The sequence below is a fragment of the Paenibacillus rhizophilus genome, assembly GCF_003854965.1.
GTDB classification, from domain to species: Bacteria; Bacillota; Bacilli; order Paenibacillales; family Paenibacillaceae; genus Paenibacillus_AQ; species Paenibacillus_AQ rhizophilus.
The window spans coordinates 141740-162014 of the sequence record NZ_RQPI01000009.1; the positions used below are offsets into that span (position 1 = coordinate 141740).

Below are 20275 nucleotides of genomic sequence, written 5' to 3' on the forward strand. Positions count from 1 at the left end.
TAAAATCATGGCAAACGAATTAACCAGCTCTATAGGAATCAGTGGGCTGATGTCGATGATTGTATCGCTGTTGTGTGTAGCATTATCCTGGTGGGCCCTGCAGAACCTTAAGCTGGATTTGATCATAAGATATCCCAAGAGCCCGCAAGGGCGGCTGCTTCATTTATTGCTGGCTATCGTATTGGGGCATTTTGTGGCGGGCTTCCTGCTGGATTATCTGGGCTATAGCGTCCAAATACGCCACATGTTTTAATGGCGGGCGGTTAGGTTATTAATGTCTTGGGCCAGATTCGTCAAAAAGCGCCGCATAATTACATTTTTTTAGGTTAAAACTTAAATCTAAGAAGTGTCCCACGCACAGCCGGGGCCAAGTAGCGGAAATCGAAGCATTTTTAAATTGACTTTTAACTAAAATTGTTACTCAAACAAGCAAGGATATGGAGAATAACACGAATGTCAGTGAAAATAATGGACGCGGAGGGAACCGAAAGATGAGTAAATTTATCGTCCGCGGTGGCAAAAGATTGACCGGAAGCGTGAAAGTAAGCGGCGCTAAAAATTCCGTACTACCGATCATAGCCGCCTCTCTATTGGCAGAAGAAGGAGAAAGCGTCATTGTCGACGCGCCTCCGCTAGATGATGTATTAACAATCAGCAAGGTACTGGAATCTCTGGGGGCGGGAGTTACATATCAGAACGATATCATTCAGGTGGATGCCCGAAATCTCTCCACTTGTGAAGCGCCCTACGAGTGGGTGCGCAAAATGCGGGCTTCTTTTTTGGTGATGGGACCTCTTTTGTCCCGATTGGGCCGTACACGTATTTCGCTGCCCGGCGGCTGCGCGATCGGAACGCGTCCCATTGACCAGCATCTGAAAGGGTTTGAGGCCCTTGGAGCCGAGATCAGCCTGGGGCAGGGATATATCGAAGCGAAGAGCAACGGTCGGCTGCGCGGAGCCAAGATCTATCTGGACGTTGCCAGCGTCGGCGCAACCGAAAATATCATGATGGCCGCAGCCTTGGCTGAAGGCGTGACAACGATCGAGAATGCGGCGAAGGAGCCGGAAATTGTCGATTTGGCCAACTACCTGAACAGTATGGGCGCTGTCGTTCGCGGCGCGGGCACCGGCGTTATCCGGATTGAAGGGGTAGAGCGTCTGCACGGTGTAAAACATCATGTCATTCCCGACCGGATCGAAGCGGGCACTTATATGGTGGCTGCGGCGATTACCGGCGGTGATGTCTACGTGGAAGGCGCTATTGCCGATCATCTCGGCCCGGTTATCGCCAAGATGGAAGAGATGGGCGTCACCGTTATTCCGGGCGACAATGGCGTCCGCGTGATCAGCGATAAGCCGCTGAAGGCCGTCGACGTGAAGACTTTGCCTTATCCGGGCTTTCCGACCGATATGCAGTCTCAGATGATGGCGCTGCTGCTTCGTTCGGAAGGAACGAGCGTCATTACGGAGACGGTCTTTGAGAACCGGTTCATGCATGTGGACGAATTCCAACTCATGAACGCGGAAATCAAGATTGAAGGACGCTCCGCGATCGTTACCGGCGACGCCCGTCTGGTCGGAGCAAAGGTCTGCGCAACGGACCTGCGTGCGGGAGCGGCGCTGATTCTGGCTGGTCTGGTCGCGGAAGGAACGACGGAAGTGAGCGGCACGCATCATATCGACCGCGGCTATGTTCATCTGGCTGAGAAGCTGTCCGGCCTTGGAGCGGACATTTGGCGCGTGACGCTGGATGAAAGTCCGGCTGATGTCGCCGCAGGAGAAACACTCAAACCGGAAACGGCCAAGAACGCCGCTGAGGAAGCGAAGCCCCGGTTCCAGGTTCAGATTCAACCGACCTGGGTATAACTCTCTGACAATTAAATAATAAGAGGTCCGTCCATACGGCGGGCCTCTTTTTTTGAACTAAATTGTCCGCGTTTTATCGAAGCGGATATAAGGCTGGCGGCAGTGCGGGCTGGCTTCTACTCTTTCTTCTCTCGGATACTCCGTTCTATCAATTATCCAGGACTCATATGATGTAGTACGAGGATAATCAGGAGGGGAGAAGGAAGAGATGAAAGATTTCCGCCCTTGGCGCCGCAAAGCGGCGCGGTGGAGACCCGGCCGCCGGAGACGCAACCTTCCGGCCCGGGTGTGGTCCAGGCGGTTGGCGCCCGCCGCCTGGCTGGCCGCGCCGCTGCTGGCGGCGCTGCTGCTGCCGCTGACGGTCGTGCACCTGCGGCACGACCCGGCGCCGCCTGCGCCGCCGGCCGCGCCGCAGCACACCGGCGCACCCGCGACGCGGGAACCGGCTGCGGCGGAAGCCGCGCAGCCGAAGGTGTCCGTCTATTTGTCGCGCACAAGGCAAATTGAAACCCTGCCGCTGGAGGACTACGTCACCGGCGTAACCGCGGCCGAGATGCCGGCCGGCTTTGAGCTCGAAGCGCTCAAAGCGCAGGCGATCGCGGCCCGCACCTTTATCGTCCGCCGCCTGCGGGCCGGCGACCGAAGCGGCGTTCCCGTTCCGGGAGCGGATGTGACCGACACCGTAAGCCATCAGGCTTACGTCTCGTCCGCCGTGCTGGAACGGGACTGGACGAAGGCCGGCCGCAGCGCCGACCTGGCCAAGCTCCGCCGCGCAGTCCGGGAGACGCGCGGCATCGTAATGACGTATAAGGGAGAGCCGATTACGGCATCCTTTTTTGCCTCCAGCGGAGGGTTTACAGAGAATTCAGAGGATTACTGGAAGGCTGCCGTACCTTATCTGCGGAGCGTGGCGAGTCCCTGGGACCGGGAGGTGAATCCGGAGCTTAAGGCTACCTCCACCTTCAGCGTTTCCGAGCTGAGAGAGAAGCTGGGAATCGACGGAATCGCCGCATCGGGTGCGCGGAGAGTGCTAGCCTCCTCGGGAGGAGCGGCCGGGAAGGTAAAACCGCTCTCCGCAGACCGGATTTCCGCAGGACTGCCGCAAATAGAGGTGTTGTCCGTTACCGCCGGACACCGGGTTAAAGAGATTTCAATTGACGGCCGGGTATTTACGGGACGCGAAGTGCGGGAGCGGCTTGGGCTTCGTTCCAGCCAGTTCACCTGGACGATGAAGAATGGGCAGATTGCCATCACGACCTACGGCAACGGCCACGGCGTCGGCATGAGCCAGTGGGGAGCGAACGGGATGGCGAAGGAGGGCGGCACGGCGACGCAAATTCTCAAACACTACTACAGCGGAATATCGTTTACGCAAGTCTCAATTCTTTTGAAAAAATAAAGTGAAAGAAACGTATAAAAGCGAACCGCCCGGTAACAATGGTTACTGAGGTGATAGCAAATGAATGAACAAAACAAAAACAAACCATCCCATGAAGATTCTCTCAAAACAAATCAGGGAGAAACCGGCAGCCAGCCGTCTTCATGGAACAGACTGTTCTCCAAACGTTGGGTATTTCCGGCAGTCTACACAGCGGCAGCGGCAATTATACTAACCTTGGTGTGGGTCTATCAGGATGCCGGCCACAAGCCGCTTTCGACTGACACCGCCGCCGTTGTTTCCGAGGATGTTGGAGCTTCCGGCGATACGGCTGGAACCGCGGATGCCGGCAAGGAGCAGAATGCGCTGGAGGTTACCGCTTCGGCAGAAAGCCTGGCTTGGCCGGTGGCCAACCCGAGCGACGTGGAAGTAGTCAAGCCGTACTATGACGAGAATGGCACCGAAGAGAACCATATCGAGGCTACGGTGCAAAACGGCGATACCTTTACGCCCAACAGCGGCATCGATCTTGCCCGCGAAGACAACAAGACGTTTGACGTCAAGTCCGCCATCAGCGGCGAAGTGACCCGGGTCGAGGACGTTCCTACACTCGGTACGGTAGTCGAAGTGACCCAAGGCAATCTGAAGACGGTCTACCAAAGTCTCGGAGAAGCCAAAGTGAAGCAGGGCGACCAGGTCAAGCAGGGTGATATTCTCGCCGCCGCCGGACGCAATGAAATCGAGAAGAGTCTGGGCAACCACCTGCATTTTGAGGTGTACCAGGACGGCAAGCTCGTCAATCCTTCGGAACTGCTTCCGCAAAAATAAGAAACAAATGCCTAAGGCAGGGGGACGCTCGTCCTCCTGCTTTTTCGTGTTTCATCTTTCGGAATAGGAGCATAGTCCCCGCTTTCTAGGGCTATTTTACGGTTGTCCCGCAAATAAAATGAGCCTGCACCGGCTTGTCATCCCGTTAAAGCGCGAATATATAGGCCCGCCCCTCATATAATGTACCAAACTATCCACAGTTGGGAGGCGGGAGCGTGCACGATTACATCAAGGAACGTACCATTAAAATCGGACGCTGCATCGTGGAAACCAGGCATACGGTCCGGACCATAGCCAAAGAATTCGGCGTTTCCAAAAGCACGGTGCATAAAGATTTGACCGAGCGGTTGCCGGAAATCAATCCTGATCTGGCCGATCAGGTGAAGCACATTCTTGAATACCACAAATCCATCCGTCATCTCCGGGGGGGCGAGGCCACAAAAATCAAATATAAGAAGAACACGGGGAAGAAACGGGAGGTGGCCGTAGCGGCGCAGCCGTAATATTCTCGGATTTTTAAGGTGATTTTCAGACAGAATCCATTGAATTCTTCCCCTAAAGTATGGTAGTTTTAAATTTGGCACTAACTCATCTTTCTCATCTAAAATAATACTTTGGGGGCTCTTTCATTATGCTTAGCAAGGACATCGGAATCGATCTCGGCACAGCCAATGTGCTTATTCATGTTAAAGGAAAAGGAGTCGTTCTGGATGAGCCTTCCGTGGTCACGCTTGAAAGCGACACGAAGAAGGTCCTTGCGGTGGGAGAGCAGGCGCGCCGTATGGTCGGCCGCACCCCCGGCAATATCTCAACGATTCGTCCGCTCCGCGACGGCGTTATCGCCGATTTTGAAATTACGGAAACGATGCTGAAATACTTCATCGACCGCGTCGGGGGCCGTACCTGGTATTCGCGTCCCCGCATCTTGATTTGCGCCCCCACGAATATCACGTCTGTTGAGCAGAAATCGATCCGGGAAGCGGCCGAACGCAGCGGGGCGAAGGAAGTCTTCATGGAAGAAGAGCCCAAAGCCGCCGCAATCGGAGCGGGCATGGATATTTATCAACCCAGCGGAAATATGGTCGTCGACATCGGCGGCGGAACGACGGACGTAGCCGTGTTATCGATGGGCGACGTTGTTACCGCCTCCTCCATTAAAGTGGCGGGGGACAAGTTCGACGAATCCATTTTAAGATATATCAAGCAGAAGTATAAGCTGCTTATCGGTGAACGGACGGCGGAAGACATCAAGCTTGCCATCGGCAATGTGCGTCCGGGCGGCATGCAGGCCGAGATGGATATTCGCGGCCGGGATATGGTTAGCGGGCTTCCCCAGACTTTGACGATCACATCGGCCGAGGTGCAGGAGGCGCTTTGGGACCCGGTATCGTCCATTGTGGTCGCGGCGAAGACGGTTTTGGAACGGACGCCTCCGGAGCTGTCCGCCGATATCATTGACCGCGGCGTCGTGCTGACCGGAGGAGGAGCCCTGCTGACCGGATTGGACGAGCTGCTAGCCGAAGAATTGCACGTGCCGGTTTGGGTGGCTGAAGATCCGATGCACTGCGTCGTAAAAGGAACGGGCATTTTGCTGGATCATTTGGATAAGGTTGTTAAGAAAAAATTTTAAGCAGCCGATATATGAAGTAAAGGTTCAAAGATATAAGGTAAAGGTTCGAAAGCTGAAGTTCGAGCTTCTGCGGTTTAGGAAGGGGAAACGCCTTTATGATAAGAGGGTTATATACGGCCGCTGCCGGCATGGTCACGGAGCAGCGCAGACACGACACGGCTACGCAAAATATAGCCAATCTGAATACGACGGGGTACAAGCAGGTCGAAAGCGTCAGCCGTTCCTTCCCGGAGGTGCTGATCTCCTCTATGCAGAGCGGAACGGTGAAGCCGATTGGCAGAATGAATACGGGCGTGTTCGCCGAGCAGTCCATATCCAAATACCTGCAAGGGGATTTGATTGAAAGCGGCAAGTCCACCGACTTTGCGCTGTCGGCCGATTTGCGTCTGACCGATCCCGCCACGGGCGGCAACATCGCTTTTGACCGCTCCGGTAAGTATATAAGCAATCAAGGCGAAATTGTTTACCAGCCGCAGGCTTTTTTTACGGTTCAGGACAATGATGGGAATACGCTGTTTACGCGCAACGGCAGCTTTACCGTAAGCCCGTCCGGTGAACTGCTGAGTTCCGGAGGATACAAGGTGCTTGGCGCCGATGGCCAACCGGTGGTGCTTAACGGTCCGGTGGACAGTCTTAAGGTCGACGCGGAAGGCAATCTTCTGGATGCTTCAACCGGCGCGGCAACCGGCATTCGTCTCGGAGTCAGTATTATTACCAGGCCGCAGGAATTGGTGCGAGACGGAAATGGCGTCTTTCACGTCGCCGATGCTGCGGCTGCGGGAGTGCGTTATGCGGCTGCGGGAGATAATATGCAGGTGCAGGTGCGCCAGGGATACATTGAAGGCTCCAATGTCGATGCTACGCAGGCTACCGTGGATTTGAACGCGGCTTACCGGGCGTATGAAGCGAACCAGAAGGTAATCCAGTTCTATGACAGCAGCCTGCAAAAGGCTGTAAACGATGTCGGCAGAGTATAGGAGGTTGATGATCGATGAACAATTCGACAATTGGCGCGGCCGTCTCGATGGCCAGCCTTCAGCAGCGGCTCGATCTTATCGCCGATAATATTGCCAACGTCAATACGGCAGGCTACAAGAGCAAAGAAGGATCTTTTGAAGATGTGCTGACCCGGGTGCAGCAGCAGACGAAGGAGTACGAGCTGGCGGGACGCATTATGCCGCTGGGGTTTGACATCGGCTACGGGATGCGGATTCCCAAGATCACCACGAGTTGGGAACAGGGAGCGCTTAAGGAAACCGGCAATCCGAGCGATTTGGCGCTTCAAGGGAACGGCTTGTTCGCCGTTCAAGTGAACGGCGTAACGACGTATACCCGTCAGGGGGATTTCCATTTTACGCCCGATAACGCCAATCCGGCCAATATGATGCTGGTGGACAATACCGGCAATCCGGTGCTGAATGCTCAGGGGAATCCGCTGACGGTGGAAGCGGGAACTAGTGTCGCCTTTGACGAGACGGGCAATGTATGGATGAAGCGTAATGAAAACGACACGCCGACGCTAGCCGGCCGGCTAATGCTGGTCGAACCGCGTAACGGCCAGGTGCTGCAAGGGGTGGACGGCGGCAGGTTCGTTCTGGCCGATGGGGTCACAACAGGGCAGGCCTTTGCGGCATCGGGCCAAGGCGGAGGAGTGGCAGTTCGCTCCGGCTGGCTTGAACAGTCCAATGTTGATCTGAACAAAGAAATGACGGAAATGATGCAGATTCAGCGCACGTATCAGCTTGCCGCCAGAGCCCTCTCCTCCAGCGACCAAATGCTTGGTTTGGCAAATAACATGCGCGGGTAGGTGAAGGAATGAGCCGTCAGAAAGAAGATCGTTTGAAACAAGAACAACTGACCGAGGATAATGCGCCGATAAAGCGCAAACGATCAAAGTGGAAAATTATTCAATGGTTTCTGATTCCTTTGCTGCTTCTGCTTGCTCTCGGGGGCGGCTTGGCGGCGGGTTACGTCGTCCTCGGAAATAAGGAACTGAGCGATGTGTTTCATTGGAGCACCTGGAAGCACGTATACGATCTGGTCTTTGCTCCGTAAAGACCAGGATAATGCACTCTCTTGTACACTTGTACAAGGGAGTTTTCTTTTTTATACTGGAAAATGTATAATGATTGGGGGCTTTGGAGATCAAAAAGGGCCCTCTCCGCTGTTGCAGCGAGAGAAGCCCCTTATCTCAACCTCCACTTCTGCAGCCGGTGAAGGATAAGTATAGTTCTTGCCAAAGAGAGCTTTATTTATGCATGCCGGCGGGAATAAGAGGCCTTTATACCGAGAGGCTGTCTTTCAAGGCCCTTCTCTCGAACCGGAAGGAGCAAGGTTACATGTTGGATGTCAATCAAATTCAGGAAATTATCCCCCATCGTCCCCCTTTTCTGCTGGTGGACAAAATCATCGAAATCGAAATGGGGAAACGGGCGGTAGGCATTAAGAATGTCACGGTGAACGAGCCCTTTTTTACAGGGCACTTTCCAGGTTACCCCGTTATGCCCGGCGTACTGATTACGGAGGCTCTCGCGCAGGTTGGGGCAGTAGCGATCCTGGGCGTCGAAGCCAACCGCGGCAAAATCGGCTTTTTGGCGGGTCTGGACGGTTTCCGTTTCCGTGGACAGGTAGTGCCGGGGGATACCCTGAAGCTAGAAGTGGAAATTACGCGTCTTAAAGGAAGTATCGGCAAAGGGAAAGCAGTTGCCAAAGTGGAAGACAAAGTTGTGGCCGAAGGCGAAATTATGTTTGCGCTGAATTAAATCATACCTGGAGAAGGAGAGATTTTTATGACCCAATTGAGTCCAAAAGCTGCAGAAACCCTGGAACGCTGGCTGCAAGATCCATCCATTGACGAGACCACCAAGCAGGAGCTGCGCGGACTGGAAAATGATCCGCAGGAGCTTGAAGAGCGCTTCTACCGGGATTTGGAATTCGGGACAGGCGGCTTGCGCGGCGTGATCGGCGCAGGAAGCAACCGGATGAACCGCTACACGATAGCAAGAGCAACTCAAGGTTTCGCCAATTTTATATTGGAACAGCATATTGGCGAGGGTCGTCCATCTGTAGTTATTGCTCATGACTCCCGCCGCTTCTCCCCGGAGTTCGCGCTGGAAACCGCGCTGGTTCTGGCCGGCAACGGAATCGAAGCTTATTTGTATCCTTCTCTTCGCTCCACACCGCAGCTGTCCTTCAGCGTTCGCCATCTGGGAGCCACAGGCGGAGTCGTCATTACAGCGAGTCATAATCCTCCGGAATATAACGGGTATAAAGTATATAATTCTCAAGGCGGTCAGCTTGTTCCGGATGAAGCCGAGAAGGTGATCTCCTACATATTCGAAGTTGGTTCCTTTAATGCCGTCAAGCGTGCCGATAAGGAAGAGGCTGAAGCTGCCGGACTCCTTCATTGGCTGGGCGAGAAAGAAGACGAAGCCTACACCGACACCGTTGCGGCGGTCAGTGTCGGCAAGTCGGATATCGCCGGCGGTCTCGGCAGCAAATTTAAAATTGTATATACGCCGCTGCATGGGACAGGCAATCTTCCGGTGCGCAGCGTACTGAACAAGATCGGCTTCATGGACGTGCTTGTCGTGCCGGAGCAGGAACAGCCGGATTCCGAATTCTCTACAGTGAAATCGCCCAATCCGGAAGAGCGGGAAGCCTTTACGCTGGCGATCAAGCTTGGCGAGGAACTTGGGGCCGATCTGCTCATCGGGACTGACCCAGACGCGGACCGGATGGGCGCCGTCGTGCGCGACCCGGAGGGGAAATTCGTCGTCCTGTCGGGCAACCAGTCCGGCGCGCTGATGATTCACTACTATCTGAGCCGGTTGCAGGAACTGGGCAAGCTGCCGAGCAATGGCGCGGTAGTCAAGACGATTGTAACCAGTGAAATGGGCGCTGCGGTCGCCAGCCATTATGGAGCAACAGTGTTTAACACATTGACGGGCTTTAAGTACATCGGTGAAAAAATGACGCAGTTTGAGGCGTCGGGCGACTACACATATCTGTTCGGATATGAGGAAAGCTATGGATATCTTGCCGGTAACTATGCCCGGGACAAGGATGCCGTTCTGGCTTCCATGCTGATTGCCGAAGCGGGCGCTTATTACAAAGCTCAAGGAAAGACCCTTTACGAGGTGCTTCAGGAGCTTTATGCGCAGTTCGGCTATTTCCTGGAAAGCCTGGAATCCCGTACACTTAAGGGCAAGGACGGAGTCGCCCAAATCCAGGGCATCATGAGCGATTGGCGGCAGAACCCGCCTAAGGAAGTCGCGGGAATTGCCGTAAGCGAGGTGCTGGATTACTCTCTGGGTCTGGATGGACTTCCGAAGGAGAATGTGCTGAAATATCTGCTTGCCGACGGCTCCTGGTTCTGCCTGCGTCCTTCGGGCACCGAGCCCAAGATCAAGGTGTACTTCGCCGTACGCGGTGAGTCGCTAGAGGATGCCAAATCCAAGGTTGCCGCACTCACCGGGGAAGTTATGGGACGAGTGGACGGCGGAAGCAACTAATAGATGATGATTTGAATCTCTTTTACGGGAAACGGGTGCCGCCCTCCGATTGGGAATGGAGGGCGAAACCGTTTCTTTTTTCGGGGACCACGAAAAGTACCTGATCAGGCTTCGAAGCCAAGTCCTCACTTTGTGGGGTTGTCTTTTGTAGAAGAGATTCGTTTATGGAAAGAGGAGGAGCTTTTGGTGCAGCACAAATGGCAGCGTTGGAACCTGAATTCCCGGAAATGGCTCTGGATCGTGGTTGTGATTGGCCTGATTGCGGCTTTGCCTGTTGTTTACGACCGTTTGCAGACTGAGAAATCATCTAAGACGGTGGAAATTGTATTCGATTACCGAGATCTCGTGGACGCCGCGAGCTACCGGGCCAACCCGCAGGACTACATATCCCGGCAGTTGGATCGGCTTAAAGAAGCCGGTGTACAAAGTATGGCTGTATATGAAAATACGCTTGAGGATTATCGCAAAGCCCGTCGCGTCATGTATTGGGGCGCACAGGATATCGCCAACTTAACGGATAGCGTCATTCCGGAGAACGAGAATTATACGTATGTGCTTTTTACAAGCAAAGCTAACGCTGAGGCGCTTGCGCCCACGATCCGGGATACGTTCAGCGATCTTGGGATTAGGGCGGAGGATTGGAACTTTCGCGGCCAACAGGGCTTGATTATTGAGACTCCGGTGGAAGATGCGCTGTTGAAGCCGATGGCTCCGGACGAATCTACGCTTATAACTTTGCATGACAAGGGATTCCATATCGTTCCCCGGCTTGTGGATTCCCTTCCCTATAATGAAGAAGCGATGAATCGGCTAATCCAACGTTTTAAAAGTCTTGATGTGAAGCGAATCCTGTTCGAGGGCGATTCGGTCAAAGGATTTAACGACAATGAGGACCTTCAGAGTATTGCTTCCTTTGCTGAGCTGCTGAAACAAAACGGCATCGGCATAGCCACCATCGAGAATCTTAAAGAGCAGCAAAAAGGGTTCAACAAGCTTGCATTTTTGCTCGATTACAATGTGACCCGGTTGTACTCACTGAGCGAGAACGATTCAACGCTGAAACCGGATGTTATTGCCGACCGCTTCGCACTGGCGACCAAGGACCGCAATATTCGCATGCTGTACTTGAACACCGCCCCCACGAGAAATACCGCCAAGGCGCAGATCGACGACTCTGTGGACAATTTGGTTACCAGTCTGAGTGAGCCGGGCGGGGCAGTGGACAAGATCAAGGACAACGGCTTTACGCTGGGACAAGCTGCTGCTTTTGATGTAGTAGATTCACCGTTCCAACGTTATTTCAAGCTGGCCGCCGTCATCGGAGCCGTGGCGATGGTTGCGCTGATGATCTCTTACTTCGTTCCGTGGCTGACGCTTTTGGCTTGGACCCTTGGTCTTATCGGAAGCGCGGGACTGCTGCTTGTGAGGCCCGTGCTGTTTGAACAAGCGCTTGCTCTTGCGGTTGCCATCAGCGCGCCGACAGTAGCGATGGTGCTCGCCATTCGCAAAATCAATAGATCGGGTCCGCCGCTGGCCGTTCAGGGAGCGACAACGGTTCGGGGGAGCATCCCCGGTTCCGTGCAGGGAGTTATGAATCCGCAGCGACGCTTGGTCCAGAGTCTTGTTTTGTACGTAAAGACAGCCTTGATCTCACTCAGCGCGGTGCCGTTCGTTATCGCGCTGCTGAATAATATTACTTACAGCCTGGTGTTAAACCAATTCCGAGGTGTCAGTCTGCTGCATATCGCTCCGATCGGGCTTGTAGCCATTTATGTGCTTCTGTACCGGGGCGAGTTCGTCTTGAATAAAACGGGCAAGCTGTTAAGAACGCCTATCACGCTGGCCATGGTTGTTGCGGCCGGGGTGCTGGGGATAATCGGCTTGTACTATTTAAGTCGCACCGGGAACAGCGGCACCGCCAGTTCCTATGAGCTGGCCTTCCGGAACTTTATGGAAAATGTCTTCGGCGTGCGGCCGCGCAGCAAGGAATTTTTGCTTGCCCATCCTGTGTTTATTCTTGGAACTTTTCTGGCCCTTAAATACCGGAACGCCGCCTATCTTATGATTGTTGCCGTAATCGGCCAACTGTCTATGGTGGATACGTTCGCGCATATTCATTCGCCTGTTCTGATTTCGCTTGTCCGTGGGCTGCTTGGGCTTGGCCTGGGTCTTATCCTTGGCGTGATCGCGGTAATCGTGTGGCAAATTGCGGAAGGATGTTGGAAACGATGGCTGCCCCTGCTCAAAAAATAGTGTTGTCCGGTTACTACGGCTTCCGCAACAGCGGAGATGAAGCGGTGCTTCAATCGATTTTGATTGCACTGAAGCGCCAATCTGAATCGGCGGGTATATCCATTAAACCGGTCGTACTATCCATCGATCCGGAATGGACTTCCGCTACTTACGGCGTTGAAGCGGTGCACCGCATGAAGCTGGCTGAGGTCCGACGGGTTATAGGCGAAAGCTCCGGGCTGATCAGCGGCGGAGGAAGCCTGCTGCAGGATGTAACAAGCGGCAAATCCATTCCGTATTATCTCGGCATTATCAAGCTTGCTCAATGGATGGGCAAGCCGACATTCATATATGCCCAAGGAATCGGGCCGGTGCAGCGGAAATGGTTCCATCCGATGATCAAATCGGTATTCCGCAAATGTGCTTATGTGTCCGTACGTGATGAACAATCCAGGGCATTGCTTATGTCCATGGGCCTTCGGCAGGCCGATGTGCAGGTTGTGCCGGATCCCGTCATGGGTCTGACCCTGCCGGAAGAAACAGCCCCCAGCAGCGCGTTGGCGGGACAGCCTCGCGAGGCGGATGGAGCTAAAGCAGATTCTGGCGCCAGTCCCGGCTTCAGGAGTTCTGAGCTTCCGATCGTCGGTGTCTCCGTGCGTTACTGGGAGAAGGACCGGCGGGAGCTGGAGGCTATCGCCCAAGGTTTGCGGCAGGTATGCCGTACCCTTCCGGTGCACCTGCGGTTTCTGCCGTTTCATCTTCCTTCCGATACCGAAGCGTCGAAATATTGCATGGACAGGCTTGGCGATATCGCTGAAAGCGGAAGCGTTGTAAGCCTGAGCGAAGAAGCCGACCATCCGCAGAAAATGCTCCGCGAAGTTGGAGCGTGCAGCGTGCTGCTCGGTATGCGGCTGCACAGCCTCATTTATGCCGCCGGACGCCGCGTGCCGCTGCTCGGAATATCGTACGATCCCAAGATCGATCATTTTTTAAGCCGTATCGATTGCCGTCCTGTCGGCACAACGGCTTCCTTGGACAGCAGAACCCTTTCCGGGGAGATTGTCAGGCTTCTGAAGGACGGAGCCGCTTGGCGGGGGCAGCGGGAATCGCGGATTGATTCATTAATCCATGAAGCGGAAGCTCCGGCCCGGCAAATTGTTGAATATTTAAGCCATAAAGGGTGATTTATAGTGAAACACGCAGGCGCTTTGCCTACGGTAGCGATTTTTGGCATACCGGTGTCCAAAATGGATATGAAGGAAACGATCTCCTATTTAATTGAAGCCATACATTCCAGGACGCCGCATCAGGTGATCACAGCGAATCCGATCATGGTAATGGCCGCTTTGGAAAATCCGGCTTATAAGGAGATCATGGTCTCCGCGGAGCTGGTCGTTCCCGACGGCACGGGAGTGGTGTGGGCGGCCGAACGCGGCGGAAATCCCGTCAAGGAAAGAGTGCCCGGATACGATTTGCTACATGAATTGATGAAAGAGGGAGAACACTATCACTGGAGGGTCTATCTGCTTGGTTCGACTCCCGAAGTGATTCGTGAGACGGCAAGTAGGTTACAAATGCAATATCCGGGGATAACGATCGCCGGTTTTCGCGATGGATTTTTCGGTGCGGCGGAGGATGATGAAGTCATCGCGACGATCGTTGAAGCAAAACCGGATCTTTTATTTGTCGCTCGCGGCGCGGATACCCAGGAACCTTGGATTGCGAAGCATAAATCGCGTTTGGGCATTCCGGTTATGATGGGGGTCGGCGGAAGCTTTGACGTCATTTCCGGCAAAACGAAGCGTGCGCCTCTAGCGTTCCAAAAACTGCGGTTGGAGTGGTTTTACCGTCTTCTCAAAGAACCGACCAGGTACAAAAGAATGCTTGCGCTGCCGAAATTCGCAGTAAAAGTGATACGGGAGAGAGATAGAGTCACAAAAAACGGATAAAACGCCGATTTTCCTCGAATATATATCGAAAATCGCCTGAAAACGGAATTGGAATTTGTTTTTGGAACAGAGTATAATTCAATGCGGTAGAGAAATGGGGGTTGACTAGACCAATGTTAATCATATACATCGCCGGATTTATCGTATGCATGGGACTTGCATTATGCTTGACGCCGCTTGTCAAGAAATTCGCTCTTGCTATTGGCGCCACGGATGTGCCTAATGCCCGCAAAGTGCACACGAGAATAATGCCGCGCCTTGGAGGCTTGGGTATTTTTCTGGCGTTTGTGTTAGGACTGCTTGCCATATCGCCGTTTGTTCCTTACGAGTTTTCCACACGGGATATTAATTTTATTAAGGCGCTGCTTAGCGGCGGCGGTCTTATTGTGCTGCTTGGCGGACTTGACGACAAGTTTGAGTTATCGGCCAAAGTAAAGCTGCTTGGTCAAATTGCCGCAGCCTGCATCGTAGTGTTCGGCTTTGACATTACGGTGGACTTTGTGAATATTCCTTTTAACAATACTTATTCTTCGCTTGAGAGCTGGATCGCTATTCCGCTTACGATTTTTTGGATTGTCGGCGTCACGAACGCCGTTAATTTGATCGACGGATTGGACGGGCTGGCTGCCGGCGTTTCGGGTATCGCTATTGCAACTATTGCTACAATGGCCTTCTTGATGGGTAATGTGATGGTTGCCATGCTCTGTCTGCTGCTCCTCGGCAGCATTGTGGGCTTTCTCTTTTTCAATTTCCACCCGGCCAAAATCTTTATGGGTGATGCGGGCTCCCTGTTCCTCGGATTCTGTCTGGCCATGCTGGCACTGCTCGGGTTCAAACAGATCGCCGTCGTTTCCTTTATTACGCCGCTGCTTATTATCGGTGTGCCGTTGTCGGACACGTTCTTCGCGATCGTTCGCCGCAAGCTGCAGAAGAAACCGATTTTTGCTCCGGACAAAGGCCATCTGCATCATTGCCTCCGTGAGCTTGGATTCAGCCATCGGCAGACGGTGCTCATTATTTACGGAATTGCAGGCTTTTTCGGAATCCTGGCCGTTATTCAATCCTCTTCCGCTCTGTATGAAGCGAACTGGGTTACTTTCGTAGTCATTTGTGTAATGCTCTTCTTCCTGCAGATTGGCGCCGAGGTTATCGGCTTGGTTGGACAAACCAAGAAACCGCTGCTGAGCTTCCTTTCCCGGGTATTCATGAAAGTGAGCGCGGAAAAAGGTTCAAAATCCTGATATATATAATGAAGCGTCTTTTACGAACTTATATAATTCCTGAAACCTCATTCATTCGAATGAGGTTTTTTATTGTTCTGTTAATTAATTGCTAATTAATAGATTGAGGTTCGCCGATAAAATAAAAGAGGATGGATGAAGCACGGGAGATGTCACGTCCTAGACCACAAACCAATATAGCAGTAGGAGGTTTCATACGTGAAGAACAGAATCAAGTCGATAGGCAGTTTCGTCATGGCGGCTGTAATCCTGCTGTCGACTCTTTCGGCATCGGGAGCGGCATATGCCGCTGCAGGGCAATATTTTACCTTTACCAAATTCAGTACGGACCAGAACTCACCAACATCTGTGAATACAAGCACCGTTGATGTCGAGGGGACCTTTAATGGTGTGTCTGCTGACAGTATCTACTATAAAGTGGATGGTTTAATTAACGGAACAGTGGTACCTGGTGCTAATGGCACCGATGTCAAGCCAACGATTACGAACGAGAAGTATTTTTCGTTTACCAATGTCCAACTGACTCAGGGTCTTAACCGGATTACCCTATATGGAACTACATCGGATGGAAGTATGGTCAGCAGCGAGGCCTACGTCAATTTTTCCAATGTGCCTGCGATTTATAACATAGCTCTGCCGGATGGAAGTCTTCTTAACGAGAGTGCGCCTACATTGGTAAATACACAAGGATTGACAGTGATGCTGGAAGCGCCGAACGCCTCTGAGGTCATGCTCAATTCTTCGAAGATGTATGGCGGCGGCAGTTCAACTTTTGTCATCGCCGATTACACGCTGAATCCTGGATATAATAAGCTGACATTCGTGGCGACAACGGATGGCGGAACCCGGACATATTCTGTAACCCGCGAGGTGATCTATGCTCCTACGGGAACCGGGACTCCGTACAACACCAAGATTGGCTCAACAGCCGTTGATACGGGCGGGGTCGTCTCTTCCGCTACAGGCAAGCTTAGCGGCTCCATCACCTTCGCAGTTCCGGATACGGCGGTCTCCAACCTGACCGCACTTACCTTCACTCTCAAGAACACGGATACCGGTGAAATTATTGCTCTGAATGAGGCGGCGACGGTGAGCACTCCGACCACCTCCGGTAACTTTATTACTTTTGGTTATACGGGTACGACGGATCATACATTAACTAGTAATGGTAATTACACAATCTATTTCAATGGAAGCTATGACAGCAAGAGCATCTCTTCCGTTGACTTTAAATTCCGGAACAGCACAACGCCATATATTACGGATGTCCAGCAAGTTTACAGTCCCACTGTAACTGGTACGACGGCCGTATCTTATACTTCTGCGGGAACATTCAGCGATAACACCAGCTTGTTTCAACTTCCGTTGTGGCTGCTTGTTAAAACAAGCGATACCAACTCGACGACTTTGAGCAGTATATCGCTGACGACAATTCCGGATGGCAGTTCGACGGCCAGCCCAGTGCTTGCACAACAGGCATATACGAGTAATGACGGCGGTTATCGGGTATTCAAGATCACTAGCCTGCCTACCGGCAAACAGACGCTTCATATCACTGTAGGCAGCGGGGCCAATAAAGACAGCCGCTATATTCCGATCAACTATGTATCAGCGCCTTACATTGAGATCAGCAATCTGTACAATAACCAGGTATTTACCAACGCAAGTGATTTCACATCGGTCCAGGGTAAGCTTATCAATTTCTTGCCGACGGATACGGGCTCGCTGAAAATCTCGATCAATGGCTCCACGACGGGTCTGACAGTTGATTCGACAACGAATACATTTAACTTTGCTACGACCGGCAACGCTCTCTATTCCCTGGTGGAAGGAGCGAATAAAATTACGATTACAGGAACGGCCAATGGAGTGCCCGTAACCTCCAGTGTCAACGTATATTTATTCTCGAGCAACTTGCCAAAACTGGTAGATGTCACTCCGCTTCCCGTTAACCCAGATGACCAGACAACTGATTCTGGCCAACTGTTTGTCGAGACGGACAAGCTCCAATATACTACCAACCAAAAGAACGCGGATATCCAGTTCACGACGGGTAACGCCGATGAGATTGTTATTACCGTTGATGGATCGCAGATTTTGAAGGCAAGCTGGACTGGCACAGCCTGGAGCGTTTCGTGGAGTACGACAACACCGGGTCAGTTATTGACTCCTTCAGTTCGGGATGGCGTATTCACGTTGAAGGCGCAGAGTCTGCCGGCTACGGGAATCCGGACTTTCGTCATATCGGCACGGCTGCAAACCTCGACTGTCTCACAGGCTCTGCAGATTACACGCGAGGTGCCGCCTTATAAAATTTTGTCGCCCTTGCTTCCGAACGAGAGCGTAATTAAGCAGAACTTTGTGGATGTAAGCATTCAGGCAGAAGGCGCTGATAGCGTTGTTATCGGCAAGACTGCGCTTGTTAAAGGTAAGGAGGATATTTTCAGGACCGAGCTTAAGGGTTTGAAGAAGGGCGTTAATACGATCAAGTTTACAATCACCAATGGCACACAGAAGACAAATGGTTCATTCAGCATCACCTATTCGGATGAAGTGCTGCAGGGCGCACAGTTTAAGACGACGCTGAATTCCTCCGGCAAACTGAACGCTTTCCAGAATTCGGTTGTCTTGAATTTCCCGAAGGGCACCATGCTGCGGGACGCCTCGCCTCAGCCGGGAAGCAGCAACACCCCCCAAATTAATCTGTTTAATGAACAGTATATTCTGCTCGGTATTGCTGACAAGCAGGACGGCCGTACGGTCAAGCAGTATAATCGCGTGGGTGAAACTGAAGGCAGCGGTGCAACTCTCGAATATAAGGATGGGAAGATTACGCCAGTTAACGCCAACTCGTTGGCAACCACATATCTGACGCCCAAAGTACACTATGGTTATGCGTCTAATCTCTACTGGATCGATCCCGGCTATTTTGTATCGAGCGCTTCTTTGAACGATTACAACACTGTCGTGGCTTCTAATCCCTACAAGGTAGGAAACGAATTCTATTCCGGGCATAAAGGAAAGTGGATGGAGCCTACACAGCAAGGGACCATTACTTTGAAATATGATTCGTCGATAGCCAATGCTGCGGCATCTAATCTGTCAGTTTGGAAAAACGTAGACGGAACCTGGTATAATATGGGGGGAGCTGTAAACACAGGCAGCAAGACCATTACCGCCAGATTTGATGGGTTCGGCTATTACACCGTCATGGGACTGCGTTATAGCTACGACGATATTGTCGCTCACCCTACACTGAAAAATGAACTGGAAACCGTTCTGGCAAAAGGGATTCTGAATCCCAAAGACAATAATGAGTTTGGTGTATACGACAATATGACACGTGGCGAATTTGCAACGATGCTGGTGAAGATTATGGGTATTCAATTGGATTATGAAGCCGACCAACAAAAAATGACGTTCGCGGACGTTCCGATCAGCAGCAATGTTCTTTGGGATTACCGCTATATCGAAACGGCAGTTCGGAAGGGACTGATCAAAGGAACCGCTCCTCGAGTATTCTCTCCCAATAGTGCGCTAACCCGGGAGGATGCTGCGGTTATAATCGCCAGAGCTATGAACCTGAAATTGGGCACGGTTGACAAAGATTTGGCCACACTACAAAAGCAGTTTACCGATAGTGGCTCTATTGTATCCAAATATTCGGTGCCGTCTATTTTGGCGGTATACAAAGCCGGAGTTATCCCGGGAATCGCTAATAAGCTTGTTGCAGGCCAGAAAAAAGTAACCTATCGCTTTGATCCGCAGGCGAAATTCACTCGGGCCGACGGAGCGGGAATGGCATACCGAATGATGGTGAAAATGAAGAAGCTGTAATTCATTGTTAAATGCTTGGATGCAAGCTGCAACGGAAGCCTCTGCTCCCCGATATTGGGAGGGGGGCTTCTGTTATGCAGTTTCCAATTACAATTCTTTGAAATGTGGCGTACTTTACGTTACAATGACGTAAGAAGGTGAAAGTACACACTCAAGCAAGAAGGAGAACGCTAGATGAAACCGATTTTATCAAAAGCCCAAATTGACTACATGAAAGCCAAAAACAAGTTTGAGAATACAGCAAAAATAATGGAGAAGGAAATTGAGGCGAAACGCGCGCTTCAGGAAATTACCCAGGAGGTTATGGAAGAGCTTGTTCAAGCGACTGGATTCCATGATGCATACAATGACCTTGTGATTGCGGAAAACGCACTGATTGACTGGTCCCACTCCACGATTAAACATGAGAAAAGCTACCGAGAGAACCGTGAGGCCATTGATGCTCTATATAATAATGTGAATTCCAGCCCTGAAAAACGGCAGGAACTGATCCAGCTTTCCATGAAAATCAGATAACTATGTAGTTTCAGGGCGCCGGATTTCGGCGCTCATTTTATTTTGTGGGGATAATCGATATGAGTTAGCAGCCCTTTAGAAAATATTTCTTAATGACCATCGAATCAAGAGCGTGATAAACTGCCTTCCGTAGCCGCACAAGTTTAACAATAGTTTGAATTACATATAAGAGGTTCATCTAATAGGAGTTCGGTGGAAAATATATTTTTAGTTTTTTTTGAGTGAACCGCAACTTTTGAGAAACTACTGCGTTAAAGATGTAGAGTCATTACAACAGCGGATTGT

Annotated in this window: 17 protein-coding genes; all 17 read left to right on the top strand. The window is 52.0% G+C overall.

From position 1 onward, the window contains the following. Positions 1–7: 7 nt before the first annotated feature. The 17 genes from EH198_RS16130 (at position 8) to EH198_RS16210 (ending at position 19990) form a co-directional block, all read left to right on the top strand. Positions 8–253: a DUF1146 family protein gene (locus tag EH198_RS16130; RefSeq protein WP_379310993.1), complete on the top strand. Its 246-nt coding sequence runs from the start codon at positions 8–10 to the stop codon at positions 251–253. Between the two features lie 238 nt (positions 254–491). Beyond that, on the top strand, positions 492–1865 hold the full coding sequence (murA, locus tag EH198_RS16135; protein ID WP_124696543.1) for a UDP-N-acetylglucosamine 1-carboxyvinyltransferase: 1374 nt from the start codon (positions 492–494) through the stop codon (positions 1863–1865). Between the two features lie 208 nt (positions 1866–2073). Then, positions 2074–3264: a stage II sporulation protein D gene (spoIID, locus tag EH198_RS16140; protein WP_124696544.1), complete on the top strand. Its 1191-nt coding sequence runs from the start codon at positions 2074–2076 to the stop codon at positions 3262–3264. A 60-nt stretch (positions 3265–3324) separates the two neighbouring features. Beyond that, positions 3325–4071, top strand: coding sequence for a M23 family metallopeptidase (locus tag EH198_RS16145; protein WP_124696545.1), 747 nt, complete (start codon positions 3325–3327; stop codon positions 4069–4071). A 215-nt stretch (positions 4072–4286) separates the two neighbouring features. Continuing rightward, positions 4287–4574, top strand: coding sequence for a sporulation transcriptional regulator SpoIIID (gene spoIIID, locus EH198_RS16150; protein ID WP_124696546.1), 288 nt, complete (start codon positions 4287–4289; stop codon positions 4572–4574). Between the two features lie 128 nt (positions 4575–4702). Continuing rightward, entirely contained in the window at positions 4703–5701 is a 999-nt protein-coding gene (gene mreB / locus EH198_RS16155) for a rod shape-determining protein (RefSeq protein ID WP_124696547.1), read from the top strand. 95 nt (positions 5702–5796) lie between these two features. Then, positions 5797–6678 carry a flagellar hook-basal body protein gene (locus EH198_RS16160; RefSeq protein ID WP_124696548.1) on the top strand — a complete coding sequence of 294 codons (882 nt, stop codon included), beginning with the start codon at positions 5797–5799 and terminating at the stop codon, positions 6676–6678. A 14-nt stretch (positions 6679–6692) separates the two neighbouring features. After that, positions 6693–7508, top strand: coding sequence for a flagellar hook-basal body protein (locus EH198_RS16165; protein WP_124696549.1), 816 nt, complete (start codon positions 6693–6695; stop codon positions 7506–7508). Positions 7509–7540: 32 nt separating this feature from the next. Then, positions 7541–7756, top strand: a complete 216-nt coding sequence (locus EH198_RS16170; RefSeq protein WP_246014369.1) for a DNA-directed RNA polymerase subunit beta — start codon at positions 7541–7543, stop codon at positions 7754–7756. Positions 7757–8040: 284 nt separating this feature from the next. Further along, on the top strand, positions 8041–8463 hold the full coding sequence (gene fabZ, locus EH198_RS16175) for a 3-hydroxyacyl-ACP dehydratase FabZ (protein WP_025336820.1): 423 nt from the start codon (positions 8041–8043) through the stop codon (positions 8461–8463). Between the two features lie 27 nt (positions 8464–8490). Then, complete coding sequence (locus EH198_RS16180) at positions 8491–10215, top strand: phospho-sugar mutase (RefSeq protein ID WP_124696550.1); 1725 nt, start codon at positions 8491–8493, stop codon at positions 10213–10215. 186 nt (positions 10216–10401) lie between these two features. Then, on the top strand, positions 10402–12468 hold the full coding sequence (locus EH198_RS16185) for a DUF5693 family protein (protein ID WP_124696551.1): 2067 nt from the start codon (positions 10402–10404) through the stop codon (positions 12466–12468). Then, positions 12444–13631, top strand: a complete 1188-nt coding sequence (csaB, locus tag EH198_RS16190) for a polysaccharide pyruvyl transferase CsaB (protein ID WP_124696552.1) — start codon at positions 12444–12446, stop codon at positions 13629–13631. Before EH198_RS16185 ends, csaB begins: the two co-directional genes overlap by 25 nt. 63 nt (positions 13632–13694) lie before the next feature. Further along, positions 13695–14396, top strand: coding sequence for a WecB/TagA/CpsF family glycosyltransferase (locus EH198_RS16195; RefSeq protein WP_124696599.1), 702 nt, complete (start codon positions 13695–13697; stop codon positions 14394–14396). Positions 14397–14509: 113 nt separating this feature from the next. Continuing rightward, positions 14510–15637, top strand: a complete 1128-nt coding sequence (locus tag EH198_RS16200) for a glycosyltransferase family 4 protein (protein ID WP_124696553.1) — start codon at positions 14510–14512, stop codon at positions 15635–15637. Between the two features lie 198 nt (positions 15638–15835). Continuing rightward, positions 15836–19474, top strand: coding sequence for an S-layer homology domain-containing protein (locus EH198_RS16205; protein ID WP_124696554.1), 3639 nt, complete (start codon positions 15836–15838; stop codon positions 19472–19474). Positions 19475–19648: 174 nt separating this feature from the next. Beyond that, a complete protein-coding gene (locus tag EH198_RS16210; protein WP_124696555.1) occupies positions 19649–19990 on the top strand; it encodes a hypothetical protein in 342 nt (113 codons plus the stop codon). The last annotated feature ends 285 nt before the right edge of the window (positions 19991–20275 follow it).

What these genes read in the sequence shown, in the direction of transcription:
- EH198_RS16130 (WP_379310993.1), top strand. Translation starts at nt 8, where the DNA reads ATGGCAAACGAATTAACCAGCTCTATAGGAATCAGTGGGCTGATGTCG.
- murA (WP_124696543.1), top strand. Translation starts at nt 492, where the DNA reads ATGAGTAAATTTATCGTCCGCGGTGGCAAAAGATTGACCGGAAGCGTG.
- spoIID (WP_124696544.1), top strand. Translation starts at nt 2,074, where the DNA reads ATGAAAGATTTCCGCCCTTGGCGCCGCAAAGCGGCGCGGTGGAGACCC.
- EH198_RS16145 (WP_124696545.1), top strand. Translation starts at nt 3,325, where the DNA reads ATGAATGAACAAAACAAAAACAAACCATCCCATGAAGATTCTCTCAAA.
- mreB (WP_124696547.1), top strand. Translation starts at nt 4,703, where the DNA reads ATGCTTAGCAAGGACATCGGAATCGATCTCGGCACAGCCAATGTGCTT.
- EH198_RS16160 (WP_124696548.1), top strand. Translation starts at nt 5,797, where the DNA reads ATGATAAGAGGGTTATATACGGCCGCTGCCGGCATGGTCACGGAGCAG.
- EH198_RS16165 (WP_124696549.1), top strand. Translation starts at nt 6,693, where the DNA reads ATGAACAATTCGACAATTGGCGCGGCCGTCTCGATGGCCAGCCTTCAG.
- fabZ (WP_025336820.1), top strand. Translation starts at nt 8,041, where the DNA reads ATGTTGGATGTCAATCAAATTCAGGAAATTATCCCCCATCGTCCCCCT.
- EH198_RS16180 (WP_124696550.1), top strand. Translation starts at nt 8,491, where the DNA reads ATGACCCAATTGAGTCCAAAAGCTGCAGAAACCCTGGAACGCTGGCTG.
- csaB (WP_124696552.1), top strand. Translation starts at nt 12,444, where the DNA reads ATGGCTGCCCCTGCTCAAAAAATAGTGTTGTCCGGTTACTACGGCTTC.
- EH198_RS16195 (WP_124696599.1), top strand. Translation starts at nt 13,695, where the DNA reads ATGGATATGAAGGAAACGATCTCCTATTTAATTGAAGCCATACATTCC.
- EH198_RS16200 (WP_124696553.1), top strand. Translation starts at nt 14,510, where the DNA reads ATGTTAATCATATACATCGCCGGATTTATCGTATGCATGGGACTTGCA.
- EH198_RS16210 (WP_124696555.1), top strand. Translation starts at nt 19,649, where the DNA reads ATGAAACCGATTTTATCAAAAGCCCAAATTGACTACATGAAAGCCAAA.